11 protein-coding genes, 1 tRNA gene and 1 pseudogene are annotated in these 15,347 nt (G+C 71.2%); 4 read left to right on the forward strand and 9 right to left on the reverse strand.

What is annotated here, in order from left to right:
- Positions 1-2: 2 nt before the first annotated feature.
- From SSP24_RS44095 to coxB, 4 genes are read right to left on the reverse strand one after another with little or no spacing between them, the layout of a single operon-like run.
- Positions 3-533 carry a hypothetical protein gene (locus SSP24_RS44095; protein WP_229865629.1) on the reverse strand — a complete coding sequence of 177 codons (531 nt, stop codon included), beginning with the start codon at positions 531-533 and terminating at the stop codon, positions 3-5.
- Positions 534-537: 4 nt separating this feature from the next.
- Complete coding sequence (locus SSP24_RS14925; RefSeq protein WP_141310005.1) at positions 538-897, reverse strand: hypothetical protein; 360 nt, start codon at positions 895-897, stop codon at positions 538-540.
- Positions 894-2,567 carry a cytochrome c oxidase subunit I gene (locus tag SSP24_RS14930; protein WP_141310006.1) on the reverse strand — a complete coding sequence of 558 codons (1,674 nt, stop codon included), beginning with the start codon at positions 2,565-2,567 and terminating at the stop codon, positions 894-896. Before SSP24_RS14930 ends, SSP24_RS14925 begins: the two co-directional genes overlap by 4 nt.
- Positions 2,564-3,217 (reverse strand): cytochrome c oxidase subunit II, encoded by a 654-nt coding sequence (gene coxB / locus SSP24_RS14935; protein ID WP_141310007.1) that lies wholly within the window; start codon positions 3,215-3,217, stop codon positions 2,564-2,566. The genes SSP24_RS14930 and coxB overlap by 4 nt, the downstream gene beginning before the upstream one ends.
- Before the next feature lie 273 nt (positions 3,218-3,490).
- Here coxB and fdh point away from each other — a divergent pair, with 273 nt between their 5' ends.
- On the forward strand, positions 3,491-6,751 hold the full coding sequence (gene fdh / locus SSP24_RS14945; RefSeq protein WP_189986323.1) for a formate dehydrogenase: 3,261 nt from the start codon (positions 3,491-3,493) through the stop codon (positions 6,749-6,751).
- A 13-nt stretch (positions 6,752-6,764) separates the two neighbouring features.
- Here the strand turns inward: fdh and selD are convergent, their stop codons facing one another.
- Positions 6,765-7,790, reverse strand: a complete 1,026-nt coding sequence (selD, locus tag SSP24_RS14950; protein ID WP_141310010.1) for a selenide, water dikinase SelD — start codon at positions 7,788-7,790, stop codon at positions 6,765-6,767.
- 52 nt (positions 7,791-7,842) lie between these two features.
- Between selD and SSP24_RS42840 the strand changes: the two genes are divergently transcribed.
- Positions 7,843-7,935: transfer RNA gene (locus SSP24_RS42840), tRNA-Sec, on the forward strand.
- A gap of 35 nt (positions 7,936-7,970) precedes the next feature.
- Here SSP24_RS42840 and SSP24_RS14955 read toward each other — a convergent pair.
- From SSP24_RS14955 to SSP24_RS14965, 3 genes and pseudogenes are all read right to left on the reverse strand, one after another.
- Positions 7,971-9,728: pseudogene (locus SSP24_RS14955) on the reverse strand (SelB domain-containing protein); the annotation flags it as partial.
- Positions 9,729-9,733: 5 nt separating this feature from the next.
- The gene (gene selA, locus SSP24_RS14960; RefSeq protein ID WP_373306750.1) at positions 9,734-11,077 is read right to left on the reverse strand and encodes an L-seryl-tRNA(Sec) selenium transferase; all 1,344 of its coding nucleotides are present in this window, start codon (positions 11,075-11,077) and stop codon (positions 9,734-9,736) included.
- Positions 11,078-11,202: 125 nt separating this feature from the next.
- A complete protein-coding gene (locus tag SSP24_RS14965; protein WP_141310013.1) occupies positions 11,203-12,222 on the reverse strand; it encodes a TerC/Alx family metal homeostasis membrane protein in 1,020 nt (339 codons plus the stop codon).
- A 158-nt stretch (positions 12,223-12,380) separates the two neighbouring features.
- On the opposite strand from SSP24_RS14965, the gene SSP24_RS14970 reads away from it, so the two are divergent.
- Together SSP24_RS14970 and SSP24_RS14975 are read left to right on the forward strand one after the other, a co-directional pair.
- Positions 12,381-13,745: an acyltransferase family protein gene (locus tag SSP24_RS14970; RefSeq protein WP_141310014.1), complete on the forward strand. Its 1,365-nt coding sequence runs from the start codon at positions 12,381-12,383 to the stop codon at positions 13,743-13,745.
- A 110-nt stretch (positions 13,746-13,855) separates the two neighbouring features.
- Positions 13,856-14,737, forward strand: coding sequence for a universal stress protein (locus SSP24_RS14975; protein WP_141310141.1), 882 nt, complete (start codon positions 13,856-13,858; stop codon positions 14,735-14,737).
- Between the two features lie 80 nt (positions 14,738-14,817).
- Here SSP24_RS14975 and SSP24_RS14980 read toward each other — a convergent pair whose 3' ends face one another.
- Positions 14,818-15,015, reverse strand: coding sequence for a hypothetical protein (locus tag SSP24_RS14980; RefSeq protein WP_141310015.1), 198 nt, complete (start codon positions 15,013-15,015; stop codon positions 14,818-14,820).
- Between the last annotated feature and the right edge of the window lie 332 nt (positions 15,016-15,347).

The following is a 15,347-nucleotide window of genomic DNA, read 5'->3' on the forward strand; positions in this document are numbered from 1 at the left end:
TCTCAGCGGGCAGGCGGGCCACCGGCCTGTACCGCCTCCATCCGCGCCTGCCGTTCCTCCCGGAGGATCCACGACCAGGTGAGTGCGGCCGCGGCGATGCCGAGGGGCAGCATGCCGACGATCATGGCGACTCCCTCCGCCGAGTGTCCCGCCGCGATCACGCCGAGTGCGGGGAGATCCAGCAGCGGTGCGGCCAGGAAGAGGTAGAGGCAGCGGCCGGGGTCGCTCAGGCGGTGCCGTGTGTACGCGACCACGGGCACCCAGAACGTCACCGCGGCCGAGAGCAGGACCAGCTCCGAACCGAGCGTGACAGCGGCAGGCAAGGGGTGCACCAGGTCGGCGAGCACCACCCAGGCGTGCAGCAGGACCAGCAGCGGCAGGGCGACGCCCGGGGGCAGGCTCACGCGCTCCCACAGCGGTGCCCGTCCGACGAGCGACATCACACCCGGCACGACCGCGGTCGGCACGAGGCCCGACAAGGCCATCGCGGCCACGGATGACAGGTGCGTCCCGTGGGTGGTGTGGTCCAGCACGGGTTCACTCCTCCCGGGCCGTCGTACCGCGCACCGCGAGAGCCACCGCCACGAGCAGCAGCGGACCGGCGAGGGCCAGCAGCCACAGACCGTAGACGAACGCCAGTGCGACCAGCAGGAGTCCGAAGGCAGCGGGCACCACCGCACCGGCTCCGCGGTCCGGCACCCGGTAGCGGACGTGCTGGTCGGGCCCGGAACGGCAGGCGGCGAGCACAGCAAGGGCAACCAACGCCAGCAGCACGACGGCGCCGCCCCACAGCCAGAACACCATCGAACTCTCGCCGTACACCGCCAGCACCGCCAGCAGCACGCCGTTGAGCGCACCCCATCCGGCCACGACGACGAAGGGCAGGTGCCGTTTCACGATGGGCTCCTGTCGACCGCGGTCACCTCCTGCCGCTGCCGGAGATCCAGCAGCGGAGCGAAGCTGGTGACGGGCGGCACCGGGTGCTCCGGGGTGAAGTTCAGCCGGGGCGGCGGGGACGAGGTGGCCCATTCCAGGGTGTGACCGCCCCATGGGTCGTCCGGGGCCTTCTCGGCGCGGCCCAGGGTGCGTTTGCGCAAGGTCCACAGCACGTTGACGGCGAACAGGATCACCCCGGCGGCCAGGAAGGCGGCACCGATGCTGGACAGCAGGTTCAGCCAGCCAAAGCCCTCGAAGGCGGCGTACGTCGACACCCGGCGCGGCATCCCGAGGTAGCCGAGGGCGAACATGGGCAGGAAGGTCAGGTTGGCGCCGATGACCAGCAGCCAGAAGTGCAGTCGGCCCAGCCGGTGGCCGAGCATCACGCCGGTCACCTTCGGGAACCAGAAGTACACCGCGGCGAACAGCCCGAAGGCGCTGCCCGCGAACAGCACGTAGTGCAGGTGCGCCACGACGAAGTAGCTGTCGGTCACGTGGTAGTCGATCACCGGGGTTCCGACCATGATGCCGGTGAGCCCGCCGATCAGGAACTGCGGGATGAACGCGAGCGCGAACAGCATGGGGGGAGCGAACCGCAGCCGCCCGCCGGCGATGGTGCCCAGCATGCTGAAGTACTCCACGCCCGCGGGGACGAGCAGGGCGATCGAGGTCAGCGAGTAGTAGTCGTTGGCCGCCTGGCCGGTGGCGAACATGTGGTGGCCCCACACGCTCATCGACAGCGCGGCGAACACCAGCAGTGAGAGCACCGTGCCCTGGTAGCCGAAGAAGCGGCGCCCGGAGAACACGGCGAGCACCTCCGCCACCGCGGCCAGGTACGGGAAGAACATCACGTACACCACAGGGTGGCCGTAGAACCAGAACAGGTGCTGGTAGCCGATGTTCCACACGTTGTGGTCGAAGATCGACGGGTCGGCGCGTCCGACGGCGAGCAGGCCGAGCGCGGCCAGCAGGGCGGGAAAGGCGCCGATCACCATCAGGCAGGTGGCGATCATCGACCAGGAGAACAGGGGCAGACGCAGCATCGTCATCCCGTGCGTGCGTTTGCGCAGCACCGTCCACAGCACGGTCCAGCCCATGACGATGGTGCCGGTGGTCGCCAGGAAGACCCCCGCGATCCACAGGTCGGACCCGGCGCCCGGCGAGTGGATGCTGTCGGCCATCGGCGGGTAGGAGAACCAGCCGTCGGCGTGCGCCCCCAGGGGCGTGGCAAACCCGGCGAGCATGACCGCCGCGCCGAGGGCGTAGAGCCAGTAGCCCAGCAGCGTGAGGCGCGGCATGGCGATGCCGGGAGCCCCGATCTGCAGCGGCACGAGGTACACGCCCATCCCGATCGCGAACGGGGTGACGACCATGTAGATCATGCCGGAGCCGTGGATGGTGAACAGCTGGTTGAAGGTGTGGGTGTCCACCAGCTGCTGCTCCGGCTGGGCAAGCTGGGCGCGCATGGTCAGGGCGAGGATGCCCATGGCCAGCAGCAGCACCAGCGAGGTGCCGACGGTCAGCACGCCGATCCGTTTGTGGTCGGTGCTGGTCACCCAGCCCAGCCAGCCGCTCGGCGGTACCGGCCGCCCGCCGGTGACCGCCTTGGCGGTGGGTGGCGTGACCGTCATACCGCCGCCCCCTGCCCGCCGCCCGGCTGGTCCTGCAGCCACCGGTCGTACTCGTCGGGCGACACGGCCTTGATCCAGAAGTGCATGGTGCGGTGCCGCTCCCCGCAGAACTCCGCGCACTTGCCCCTCCAGCGGCCCTCCTTGTCCAGGGTGAGGGTGAAGGTGTTCACGTGGTGGGGGAAGGCGTCCATCTTGTACCGCAGGTGCGGCACCCACAGCGAGTGGATGACGTCACGGGAGGTCAGCCGCAGCTGCACGGGACGGCCGGTCGGTACGACCAGGGTCGGCAGGTCGTCCCCCCGGCAACTCCCGGACACGGTGCGCCGATCGGGTGCCTGCGGGTAGTTGAAGGACCAGCACCACTGGAACGAGGAGACGTCGACGCGCACGGGCGGGCCGGCGGCCGTCTGGTGTTCCCGGTGGTTCTGCCATGCCGTCCAGGCCACGAGGAAGACGGAGAACGCGGCGAGAACGCCGACGTAGTAGGCCTCCAGCCGGGGGCGCTCCGCTCGCTGCGAGGCGGTGACCTGCCTTCCGGCCCGCCGTCCGATGAGCGCGTAGACGAAGACGGCGACCACGACGACGAAGACCACGCCCGCGATGATCGACTCCAGGGTGAAGACCTCACCGAAGATGTGACGTTGCCTCACTCTGCCGTCCTGCCGTCGTGGTTGGCCCTGACGACCATCCGCTCACTCCCGTCGTTACCGTTCGAGACCGAGGCCATGCGGACATTACGGGCAGGCCGTGGGGTCCGCGAGCTGACACACCGCCGAGGCGGAGTGCCCGGGGATCCGGCGCTGACACCCCCACGACACGGATGGCCGCCCGTTTCGGCGTCGGCTCGCGGGGTACTCCGCGGCACGGGAGAATGGGACGGGCACCCGGAGACGGCAGCGAGCACCACCGAAAGGGCGGACGTCATGGGCGTACGCACATGGATCGACTCCTGGCCGGTCTACCGCCAGCTCAAGGGGACGGACCCCCTGGGCCGCGGGGCGGCCGCCAAGAGCGGGCCCAGCGCGCGGCTCACTCCCCGGGTCGCCTCGGCGGACCGCGTGGTGAAGTCGATCTGCCCGTACTGCGCGGTGGGCTGCGGCCAGAACGTCTACGTCCAGGACGAGCGGGTCACGCAGATCGAGGGCGACCCCGACTCCCCCGTCTCGCGCGGACGGCTGTGTCCCAAGGGCTCGGCCAGCCTCCAGCTGACCACCGGAAGCGCCCGCGAGCACCATGTCCTCTACCGGCGCCCGCACGGCACCGCCTGGGAGCGTCTCGACCTCGACACGGCCATGGACATGATCGCCGACCGGGTCATCGAGGCGCGCCGGGCGGGCTGGCAGTGGGAGGTCGACGAGACCCGCACCCGGCGCACGCTCGGCATCGCCAGCCTGGGCGGTGCCACGCTGGACAACGAAGAGAACTACCTGATCAAGAAGCTGTTCACCGCCCTGGGAGCCGTGCAGATCGAGAACCAGGCGCGTGTTTGACACTCCTCCACCGTTCCCAGTCTGGGAACCTCGTTCGGCCGCGGCGGCGCGACCACCTTCCAGCAGGACCTGCAGAACTCGGACTGCATCGTCATCCAGGGCTCGAACATGGCCGAGTGCCATCCGGTCGGGTTCCAGTGGGTGATGGAGGCCAAGGCCCGGGGCGCGAAGGTGATCCACGTCGATCCGCGCTTCACCCGCACCAGTGCGCTGGCCGATGTGCACGTGCCGCTGCGCGCGGGCTCGGACATCGCCTTCCTCGGCGGGATCGTCAACTACGTGCTGCAGCACGACCGGTACTTCCGCGACTACGTGGTGGCGTACACCAACGGCCCCGTCGTCCTGCGGGAGGACTTCCGTGACACCGAGGATCTCGACGGGGTCTTCTCCGGCCTCGATCCCGATACCCGCAGTTACGACAACAGCAGCTGGCAGTACGCCGGTACGGAGATCCAGGCGGCCTCCGGTCAACGGGACCAGGAGTACGGCAAGCGCACCGGCGGCGGCAGCTCGGTGTCGGACGCGGCGCGCGGCGAGGCCCACGGGGCGGGCGGCGCCGACGTGGGCGAGGGTGAACCCGAGCGGGACGAGACGCTCACCCATCCGCGCTGTGTCTTCCAGGTGCTCAAGCGGCACTACGCCCGCTACACCCCCGAGATGGTCGAGAGGATCTGCGGTGTCCCGCAGGACCTCTTCCGCCAGGTGTGCGAACTCGTCACGGAGAACTCCGGACGCGACCGCACCACCGCCTTCGCCTACTCGGTGGGGTGGACACAGCACACCGTGGGCGTCCAGTACATCCGCACGGCCTGTGTCCTGCAGAGCCTGCTCGGCAACATCGGCCGGCCCGGAGGCGGCATCCTCGCCCTGCGCGGGCACGCCTCCATCCAGGGCTCGACGGACATCCCCACCCTGTTCAACCTGCTGCCCGGCTACATCCCGATGCCGCACGCCCACCAGAAGCAGGACCTGGACACCTTCGTGCGGGCCGACGCGGCCCGCAAGGGCTACTGGGGCAACATGCGTTCGTATCTGGTCAGCCTGCTCAAGGCCTACTGGGGTGACGCCGCGACCGCCGAGAACGACTTCTGCTTCGACTACCTGCCGCGCCTGACCGGCTCCCACTCCACCTACGAGACGGTCATGGCCCAGCTGGAAGGAACCTGCAAGGGCTACTTCCTCATGGGCGAGAACCCGGCGGTCGGGTCCGCCAACGCCAAGATGCAGCGCCTGGGCATGGCCAACCTGGACTGGCTCGTCGTACGGGACTTCTCCCTCATCGAGTCGGCCACTTGGTGGCAGGACGGCCCGGAGATCGAGACAGGTGAAATGCGCACCGAGGACATCGGCACCGAGGTGTTCTTCCTGCCCGCCGCCGCGCACACCGAGAAGGACGGCACCTTCACCAACACCCAACGCCTGCTCCAGTGGCACCACCAGGCCGTCGAACCGCCCGGCGAGGCGCGCAGCGACCTGTGGTTCACGTACCACCTCGGGCGGATCGTCCGGCAGAAGCTCGCCGCGTCCACCGACCCCATGGACCGGCCCGTGCTGGACCTCGCCTGGGACTACCCGACGAAGGGCGAGCTCGCCGAGCCGGACGCCGAGGCGGTCCTCGCCGAGATCAACGGCCATGACGCCGAGGGCAACCCGCTGGCCTCGTACGAGCAGCTGAGCGACGACGGCTCCACCGCCTGCGGCTGCTGGATCTACTGCGGTGTCTACGCCGACGGCGTCAACCAGGCCGCCCGCCGCAAGCCGGGCGAGCAGCAGAACTGGGTGGCCAACGAATGGGGCTGGGCCTGGCCCGCCAACCGGCGCATCCTGTACAACCGCGCCTCGGCCGACCCGGACGGCAAGCCGTGGAGCGAACGCAAGGCGCTGGTGTGGTGGGACGCGGAACGGGGCGAGTGGAGCGGCCACGACATCGCCGACTTCAAGAAGGACAAGGCCCCCGATTACCGGCCGCCGGAGGATGCGACCGGCCCCGAGGCCCTGTCGGGCACCGACCCGTTCATCATGCAGGGCGACGGAAAGGCCTGGCTGTACGTGCCGTCCGGCCTCACCGACGGCCCGCTGCCCACGCACTACGAGCCGCAGGACTCTCCGTTCCCGAACCTGCTGTACGGCCGGCAGCGCAACCCGGTACGGCAGTTGCTTCCACCGCACCCGGACAACCGCTACCAGCCCAGCGGTGACGAGCCCGGCTCGGAGGTCTTCCCGTACGTCGCCACCACTTACCGCCTCACCGAACACCACACCGCCGGTGGCATGTCCCGCTGGCAGCCCTACCTGGCGGAGCTGCAACCGGAGTTCTTCTGCGAGGTCTCCCCCGGACTCGCCGCCGAGCGCGGCCTGGAGCACACCGGGTGGGCGACGATCGTCAGCGCCCGCGCGGTGATCGAGGCCCGGGTGCTGGTCACCGACCGCGTGCCTGCGCTGACCGTGCACGGGCGCACCCTGCACCAGGTGGGACTGCCCTACCACTGGGGGCCGAACGGCTACACCACCGGGGACGCCGCCAACGAGCTGCTGCACATGTCCCTCGACCCCAACACCCACATCCAGGAGAGCAAGGCGTTCGCCGTCGACATCCGGCCGGGACGGCGGCCGAGGGGTCCCGCCGCCGTGGAGTTGGTGCGCGCCTACCGGGCGCGGGCGGGCATCGACGACCGGACGGGCACGGAGCTCTGACCGGCGTCGGCGCTCAGCTGAGGACGACGGAGTGCTCCCGGCGCAGGACGAGTTCCCCCACCACCGGCGCTCCGGGCACCTCCCCCGCCACCAGCAGTCCGCCCGAGGTCTGGGCGTCGGCCAGGAGCAGCCTGGTGTCGGCGTCCGTGTCCCCGAAGTCCGTGAACGGCGCCACCCACTCCAGGTTCCGCCGGGTGCCGCCGCTGACGTACCCGTCCCGGACCGCCTCCCGCGCCCCGTCGAGATACGGCACGGCGGCGGTGTCGACCACCGCGGTCACGCCCGAGGCCCGGGCCAGCTTGTGCAGGTGGCCGAGGAAGCCGAAGCCGGTGATGTCGGTGGCGCATGTCGCGCCGGCCGCCACAGCCGCGGCCGACGCGTCCCGGTTGAGCGCCACCATCGTGGCCACCGCCTGCTCGAACCGTTCGCCGGTGGCCTTGTGGCGGTTGTTCAGCACGCCCAGGCCGAGGGGTTTGGTCAGCGACAGCGGCACGCCGGGTCGGCCCGCGTCGTTGCGCAGCAGGCGGGTCGGATCGGCCAGACCGGTGACGGCCATGCCGTACTTGGGTTCGGGATCGTCCACGCTGTGCCCGCCGCCCACATGGCAGCCCGCCTCGGTGGCGATGTCGAGCCCGCCGCGCAGCACCTCGCGGGCCAGGTCGAACGGCAGCACATCCCGCGGCCACGCCAGGAGGTTGACGGCGAGCACCGGGCGGCCGCCCATCGCGTACACGTCGGAGAGGGCGTTGGCCGCGGCGATGCGTCCCCAGTCGTAGGGGTCGTCCACGACGGGGGTGAAGAAGTCGGCGGTGGACACCACCGCCTGGGTCGGGGCACCGCCGTCGGCGGGCAGGGTGACGACGGCCGCGTCGTCGCCGGTGGCCAGTCCGACCAGGAGCGGGGTGTCGGTCGTGGTCGTCATCGGTGCGGCCAGTCCGCCGAGCACGTCCTCCAGTTCGCCGGGCGGGATCTTGCAGGCGCAGCCGCCGCCGTGGGCGAACTGCGTGAGGCGTACGGGCGTTTCGCGTGTGGTGGTCATGCCGGGTCCTCCGGGTCGATGATCTTGCCCTCCGGTAGCCTGGGTGGGCGTGGGAGGCGTGTGGGTGCCTGGTGGCCCTCCCGGTCTTCAAAACCGAGGTGTCCGAGGATCTCGGGCAGGCGGGTTCGATTCCCGTCCGCCTCCGCTCTCCGTACCGGCCCGGCAGCGCCGACGCTGGTCGTCCACGCGTTCGGTGTAACCGCGGGCGTCCAGGAACTCCAGCAGCGGCACGGCCACCCGGCGTGTGGTGTCCAGGGCCCGGCGGGCCTCGCTGAGCGTGAACGGCTGGGGCAGCCGTCGCAGTACGGCGACGGCCCGTACGTCCGCGTCCGGCAGCAGCACGATTCCGTCGCCGACCCGCAGCAGCGCGCCCGCCGCGACCGCGGCGGCCAGGGTCTTCCGGGTGAGCCCGAGTTCGGTGAGCCGGTCCGCCTCCGGCGCGCGGAACGGCGCCCGGACCAGCTCATGCCGCAACGTGTCGACAGCTGTCTGAACAGACGGCGGGAGCGCGGGCCGGAGGTCTCCAGGGCCGTACAACCGCCCCTGGTTGCGGTGCAGCTTTCCCGAGGTCCCGGCGAGGGCGTCGACCAGTGACCGGTCCGGCAGGCCGAGCAGGCGGCGGGCCGCCTCGGTGGGCAGGCCGGGCTCCAGGGGGTGCTCGGCCGCATGGCGTTCGACCTCGGCTTCCAGGCGGTCCCGAAGTGCCGCCCAGTGGGCCGCGTCGGCCAGCCAGTCACCGGCGACCGGTGCGGTGGGGGCTGGTACTCCCATGGCCGCCAGCTCCGTACGGCGGACGAGCCCGCGTCGGCGCAGTTCCGCCGCGCCGTCCGGGCGGCCGGTCATGCCCGCCAGCTCGGCCGCCCTGGCGCGGGCCGCTCCTCGCCGGGTCAGCCGGGGCGGTCGTACGTCCAGGACGGTCACCCCGCACGGCGTGCGCCGGCCGCCCGGCTCCCGCAGGACGGCCCGGTCGCCCACCCGCAGGGGCAGCGCGCGGGAAAGGGTCAGCCTGGCCGTGTCCGGGCCGAACGGGCGGACGGTCACGGGCACCGCGGCCGTTCCGATGTGCAGGGTGACCGTCCGGGGCAGGTCATCGACCGGAACTCCGGAAACCCGGACGTCGATCAGGTCGGTGAGCAGCCAGCGGTCCGGAGTGAGGAGCACCTGTCCCCGGCCCAGAACGCCGTCGGAGGGGCCATGCACGTTGACCGCCACGCGCGCCACCCCGCTGACCGCCGAGACGTCCTCGTGCAGGCACTGCAGACCGCGCACCCGGAGCATGGTCGTGCCGTCCGCCACCAGCCGGTCGCCGACGCGCACGGATCCCGCGCCCAGGGTGCCGGTGACGACCGTGCCATGACCGCGCACGGTGAAGGCACGGTCCAGCCACAGCCGTACGTCCGCGTCGGCGGGCGGAACGGGCAGCGTGCGGCCCAGCTTGGCCAACTCCCGGCGCAGCGCGTCGAGTCCGGCGCCGGTCAGCGCGCTCACCGCGACGGACGGCACGGTACCGAGGGAGGTGGCGGCCATGCGCTCGACGGCGTCGGCACGGACGGGCTCGGGGTCCGCGAGGTCGCTGCGGCTGACCGCGAGCACGGCGTGTCGTACTCCGAGCGCGTCCAGGATCTCCAGGTGTTCCTGCGACTGCGGCTGCCAGCCCTGGTCGGCGGCCACCACGAACAGCACGGCGGGCACGGGCCCGACACCGGCCAGCATGGTGGCGACGAACCGTTCGTGTCCGGGGACGTCGACGAAGGCGATGTGCTCCCCGCCGGAGCCGCCGGTTGCGTCCGATGCGAGCCGCGTCCAGACGAACCCGAGGTCCAGGGTCAGACCTCGGCGCCGCTCCTCCTCGAAGCGGTCGGGTTCCATCCCGGTCAGCGCCCGCACCAGGGCGGACTTGCCGTGGTCGACGTGCCCGGCGGTGGCCAGTACCCGCATGCCACCTACCCTTCCGTGGCCGGTTCCGTGACCGACCGCACGGCCTCGGCCAGCCGCTCGTCGTCCTCCGGCGGCACCGCACGCAGGTCCAGCAGACAGCGGCCCGACTCCAGCCGCCCCACCACGGGGACCGGGCCCGTCCGCAGGGCGGCGGCGTACCGCTCGGGCAGCGACACTGCGGCGCTGGGCAGTGTCACGCCCGGGGCACCGCCGCCGCCCACCGTCGCGGCGCTCTCGACGGCCCGGACATCGATGCCGTCGGCGGCCAGAGTGGAGGCGAGCCGCTCGGCACGGCGGGCGAGCCGTGCCGGGTCGGCGGCCAGCGACGCGGCGGTGGGGGTTTCGGGCCCCGTCAGCGTCGCCTCCAACGCGGCCAGGGTCAGCTTGTCCACGCGCAGGGCACGGGCGAGCGGGTGCCGGGACACGGTCCGCACCAGTTCCTCCTCACCGAGGAGCAGTCCGCACTGCGGTCCGCCGAGCAGCTTGTCGCCGCTCGCGGTGACCAGCGATGCTCCGGCCCGGAGCTGGGTCTCGGCGTCGGGTTCGTCCGGCAGCAGGGGATGCGGTGCGAGCAGGCCGGAGCCGATGTCGACGACCACCGGAACGCCGAGGGTCGCCAGTTCCCCGGCGTCGGCGGTGCGGGTGAAGCCGGTGATGCGGAAGTTGGAGGGGTGCACCTTCAGCACGAAGGCCGTCTCCGGGCCGATGGCTGCGGCGTAGTCGGCGATGGTGGTGCGGTTGGTGGTGCCCACCTCGCGCAGCCGGGCTCCGGTGGACACCAGCAGGTCCGGCAGGCGGAAGCCGTCCCCGATCTCCACCATCTCCCCGCGGCTGATGACGATCTCCTTACCGGCGGCGAGCGCGGTCGCCACGAGGACCAGCGCGGCCGCACCGTTGTTCACGACGTGCGCGGCAGCGGCCGACGGCACCCGCTCGCGCAGTGCGGCCAGAGCGGTGCGCCCCCGGCGAGCGCGGACACCGGTGCGCAGGTCCAGCTCGACGTCCGTGGGTCCGGCGGCCTCCTGCACCGCCTGGCGGGCGGCCGTGGACAACGACGCCCGGCCGAGGTTGGTGTGCAGCACCACGCCCGTGGCATTGATCACCGACCGCAGCCCGCCGATCGTGCGCGGCAGCAGGGCGACCGCCGAGTCCGCCACGTCCTCCGGCGCGATGGCACCGTCCCGCGCCCGCTCCTGGGCCTGCCGGACGGCCGCCTTCACCACTCCGGATCCCAGTCGGTGTGCCGCCTCTGCCAGGCGCACGTCTCGCAGGAGTGCATCGGTGCGGGGGATCCGCCGCCGCACATCTGCCCCGTTTGCGGTGCCGTCTGTGGTGATCCGCTGGTCCACGCAGCCCCTGCCTCTCTGCCCGATCTCGTGGCTGCCCGAGGAACGCCCATCGTCTCCCAGTGCCCCGCGCCGACGTCACGACACGCCCAGCTGTGGTCCTGACCGGTGTGGAAGAGCGGTGCAGCTCATTTGCGGTCGGCTTCCTGGCTGGAGTCCGCCGGTTTGGGGTGGGCGCGCAGGGAGCCGGGGTGGGCCTTGGCGGTCGGGTCGTGCTTGGTCTTGATCAGGCTCGCCACGGTGACGACCGCGAGGACGACGGCGATCACGGCGAGGCTGACCGGGGTGGAGATCTCGGGGACCGCCTCGTGCAGGTCGACGTGCGCCCAGTGCAGGATGAGCTTGACGCCGATGAACGCGAGGATCAGCGAGAGCCCGGTGGACAGGTACACCAGCCGGTCCAGCAGGCCGCTCACGAGGAAGAACAGGGCGCGCAGGCCGAGCAGGGCGAAGGCGTTGGCGGCGAAGACGATGTAGGGCTCTTCGGTGACCCCGAACACCGCGGGGATGGAGTCGAGGGCGAACAGCAGGTCGATGCTGCCGATGGCGAGCAGGACGATGAACAGCGGGGTGACCATCCGGCGCCCGTCGACGCGGGTGGTGAGTTTTCCTCCCACGTAGTCGGCGGTGATCGGCAGAAGCCGACGGGCGGCTTTGACCATGACGTTGTCCTCGATGTCGGGGTCCTCGTCGCGGTGCCGGAACAACTGCACGGCCGTGTAGATCAGCAGCAGGCCGAACAGCAGGAACATGAACGAGAACAGCGCCAGCAGGGTGGCGCCGAGCGCGATGAAGATCGCGCGCATGGCCAGGGCGAGCACGATGCCGAAGGTGAGCACCTTGTGCTGGTGTTCCGCCGGTACGGCGAACGTGGTCATGATGATGACGAAGACGAACAGATTGTCGACCGACAGGCTCTTCTCGACGATGTAGCCGGCGAAGTACTCGGTGCCGAACTCGCCGCCGTATCGGGCGGCGAACCAGACTCCGAAGCCGATCGCGACGAGGATGTAGAACACCGACCATGCGGTGGCCTCGCCGAAGCCGACCCGGTGCGGGCGCGCGGCGGCCAGGATCAGGTCGACGGCCAGCAGGGCGAGGATAAGGCCGATGGTGACGGCCCAGGTGAGTACGCTGATGTCCAGCACCGGTCCTCCATTCAGTAGTCCTGGCTCGACGTAGTACCGGCGGTGCAGCAGGACCAGGGTTCCCTCCCGGCGACGATCCTCAACATCGCCTGCGTACGCCACGCGCGGCCTCGTTCGCGGGCGCCGGTCTTCACCTGCGCCGTTCGTAGGATGGCCACATGCCCGGCCTGCGCGAGCTCGCGGAGCGCACACCGCCGCAGCGGGAACGCTACGTCGACCTGCTGCGGGCGCTCGCCATCCTCATCGTGGTGCTCGGTCACTGGACGGTGATCGTGGTCACCGGCGGGGCACGCGGCCTGGACGGCTTCAGTGCCCTTCAAGTGCTGCCGTGGGGCCGCCCGATCACCTGGCTGGTCCAGGTGATGCCGGTGTTCTTCCTGGTGGGCGGGTTCGCCAACGCCGCCTCGCTGACCTCGCACACCCGTCGGGGTGGCGGCGTCGCGGACTGGCTGCTCGACCGCAGCGCGCGGCTCGTACGGCCGACGACCCTGCTGCTGGTGACGCTCGCCGCCGCCGCGCTGACCGCCCGGCTGGCGGGCGTTGATCCAGCTCGGGTGGGCCGGGCGGTGTGGCTGGCCTCGATCCCGCTGTGGTTCCTGCTCGTCTACCTCGTGGTGGTCTTCCTGACGCCGCTGATGCACCGCCTGCACCGGCGGGCGGGGCTGGTAGTGCCGCTGGCACTGGTGGGGCTGGTCGCTGCGGGGGACGTGGCGCGGCTGGCGTTCGACGCGCCGACGCTGCAGTTGGGCAACTACCTGTTCGCCTGGCTGGCGGTGCACCAGATGGGCTTCGCCTGGCAGGACGGGATGCTGCCGGTCCGGCCCGGGGTGGCCGTTCCGCTGCTGGTGGGCGGTGTGGGAGTGGCGGTACTGCTCACGGTGGCCGGTCCCTACCCGGTCAGCATGGTCGACGTTCCCGGCACGTCGTTCCGCAACCTTTCGCCGCCGACGCTCGCACTGCTCGCGTTGGCCACGGCCCAACTCGGGCTGGTCCTGCTGCTGCGCGACGCGGGCGAGCGGCGGATGCAACGGCTCGGGCCGTGGATGGCCGTCATCGCCGTGAACTCGGTGATCCTGACCGTGCTGCTGTGGCACATGAGTGCGTTCGTGCTCGTCGCCGTGGCCGTGTACGCGTCCGGCCTGGTCCCGCTGCCCCAGCCTCCGGGGGACACGGGAGAGTGGCTGCTGTGGAAGCTGCCGTGGCTGGTTGTGCTCTTCGCCGTGCTCGGCGCGTTGGTGGCGCTCTTCGGCCGGGTCGAAAGGCGCGGCCTGCGGCGCGGCGCCGGGTCTTCGCGCAGTCGGTGGGCGCCGAGGGCGCTCGGTCGGCCCAGGCCGCGCGCCACGGCGACCGCCGTCGGCTACGCCGCCTGCGTGCTGGGCCTGCTCGGGGTCGCCGACGCCGGTCCGGCCGACCACGGCCCGCTGGGGCTGCCGACCGCTGCGCTGGCCGTTTTCCTGACCGGCGCGGCCCTGCTCCGCGCGGCCCGCGCGGCAGGCGACCGCCGGGCCACGCGCGGCAGCTGAGACGGGTCGGCTGTCCGTGGTGGCGCCGGTGTGGGGCTCGGGAGAGGCTGGGAGAGCAGGGCGCTGGGTCGCTGCCCGCGTCGACGCCGGGACTAGGAGAGCGCGGCATGATGTCCGGGCCGGTCGTGGTGGGAGTGGACGGCTCCCCCTCCGCTCTGGCCGCCGTGGAGGCCGCGGCACAAGAGGCACTGATGAGGGGAGCCAGACTGCACGTCGTGCATGCCTTCATCTGGCCCGCGATGCATGTCCCGCCCGGCGGATCGCCGCTGGGCCCGCCCGCAGGGGGCGTACGGGAATCCGTCGAGCACGTACTCGCCGAAGCCGTCGAGCGCGCCCTGGCTGCCGCGCCCGGGGTGGTGGCCGACCACGCGGTCATCCCGGGCGAGCCAGTCACAGCCCTGGAGGCGGAGTCGAGGACGGCCCAGCTGATGGTGGTGGGCCATCGTGGCTCGGGCGGTTTCGCAGGGCTGCGGCTGGGATCGACGTCGGTCCACCTGGCCGCCCACAGCCACTGCCCGGTCATGGTGGTGCGGGACCGGCCGGTGAAGGACGGGCCGGTGCTGGTGGCGGTGGACGGTCCTCGTCACAGCCATGGGGCGATCGCCTTCGCATTCCAGGAGGCTTCGCTGCGCGGCGCGGACCTGGTGGCGCTGCACGTGTGGGGGACGTGGAGCGACCACGGTGATACCCGCCCCTTGGACGTGGTGGACCTGATCGGTGACGTCGAGACGCTTCAGGCACACGAGGAACAACTCCTGGACGAGGCCCTGTCCGAGCACCGGAGGGAGCACCCCGAGGTGCCCGTACGTGCGCGTGTCGTACGAGGCCGTACGCGGCCCACGCTGATCGAGGCCAGTCGTGGCGCCCAGCTGATGGTGGTAGGTGCTCGCGGACGCGGCGGATTCACGGGACTGCTCCTGGGCTCGGTCAGCCAGGCCGTACTCCATCACGCGCACTGCCCGGTCGCCGTGGTGCGTTCTGGCCTGACGTGACGCCTGCGCAGGGGTAGCCCGCCCGTGCTCGGTAAGAGGTGGGGTACCCACCATGAGGTCCACGGTGGGTACCCATGTCGTCACAGGGCAGTAGTGTGGATGCTCGCTCCCGCCGCAAGACCCTCGGCCGAACCGACAGCCATGAGGTCGGCGCAGACGGCTGCGATCGGCGTCTCGATGAAGAGGCCGCCGGAGCCGCCGGCCGCGAGGCCGCCGGAGACGTTGTCCAGGTCGACATCGGAGATCTCGGTTGTTGCAACCGTGGAGGCAGGGTTCATAACGCGCGGTTCCCTTCGAATAGGTATTTCGGAATGGCAGAGTTCGCCCGATTCCCAAAAGTGGAAACAGTCCCGGCGACTTGTGCCACGCGCAGGATCAAAGCATGCGGACAAAGGGGCGGCCAGCCGCCGGAAGCTCAAATGGGACGCACCGCGAAAAGCGACTTCACCGGTGTGACAGCACAGTGACCGAACACACCGATTCCTTCACACGAGCTGCCGCTTCGGTGCACCCAGGACGGGCACATCCGCACCGACGACCGCCGCAATCCGCCCCAGTCGTGACTACCGCTCAGTTCCATTCCATCCGTCAGTGAACGCTGTGCAGGGTT

This window comes from Streptomyces spinoverrucosus (genome assembly GCF_006539505.1).
Taxonomy (GTDB): Bacteria; Actinomycetota; Actinomycetes; order Streptomycetales; family Streptomycetaceae; genus Streptomyces; species Streptomyces spinoverrucosus.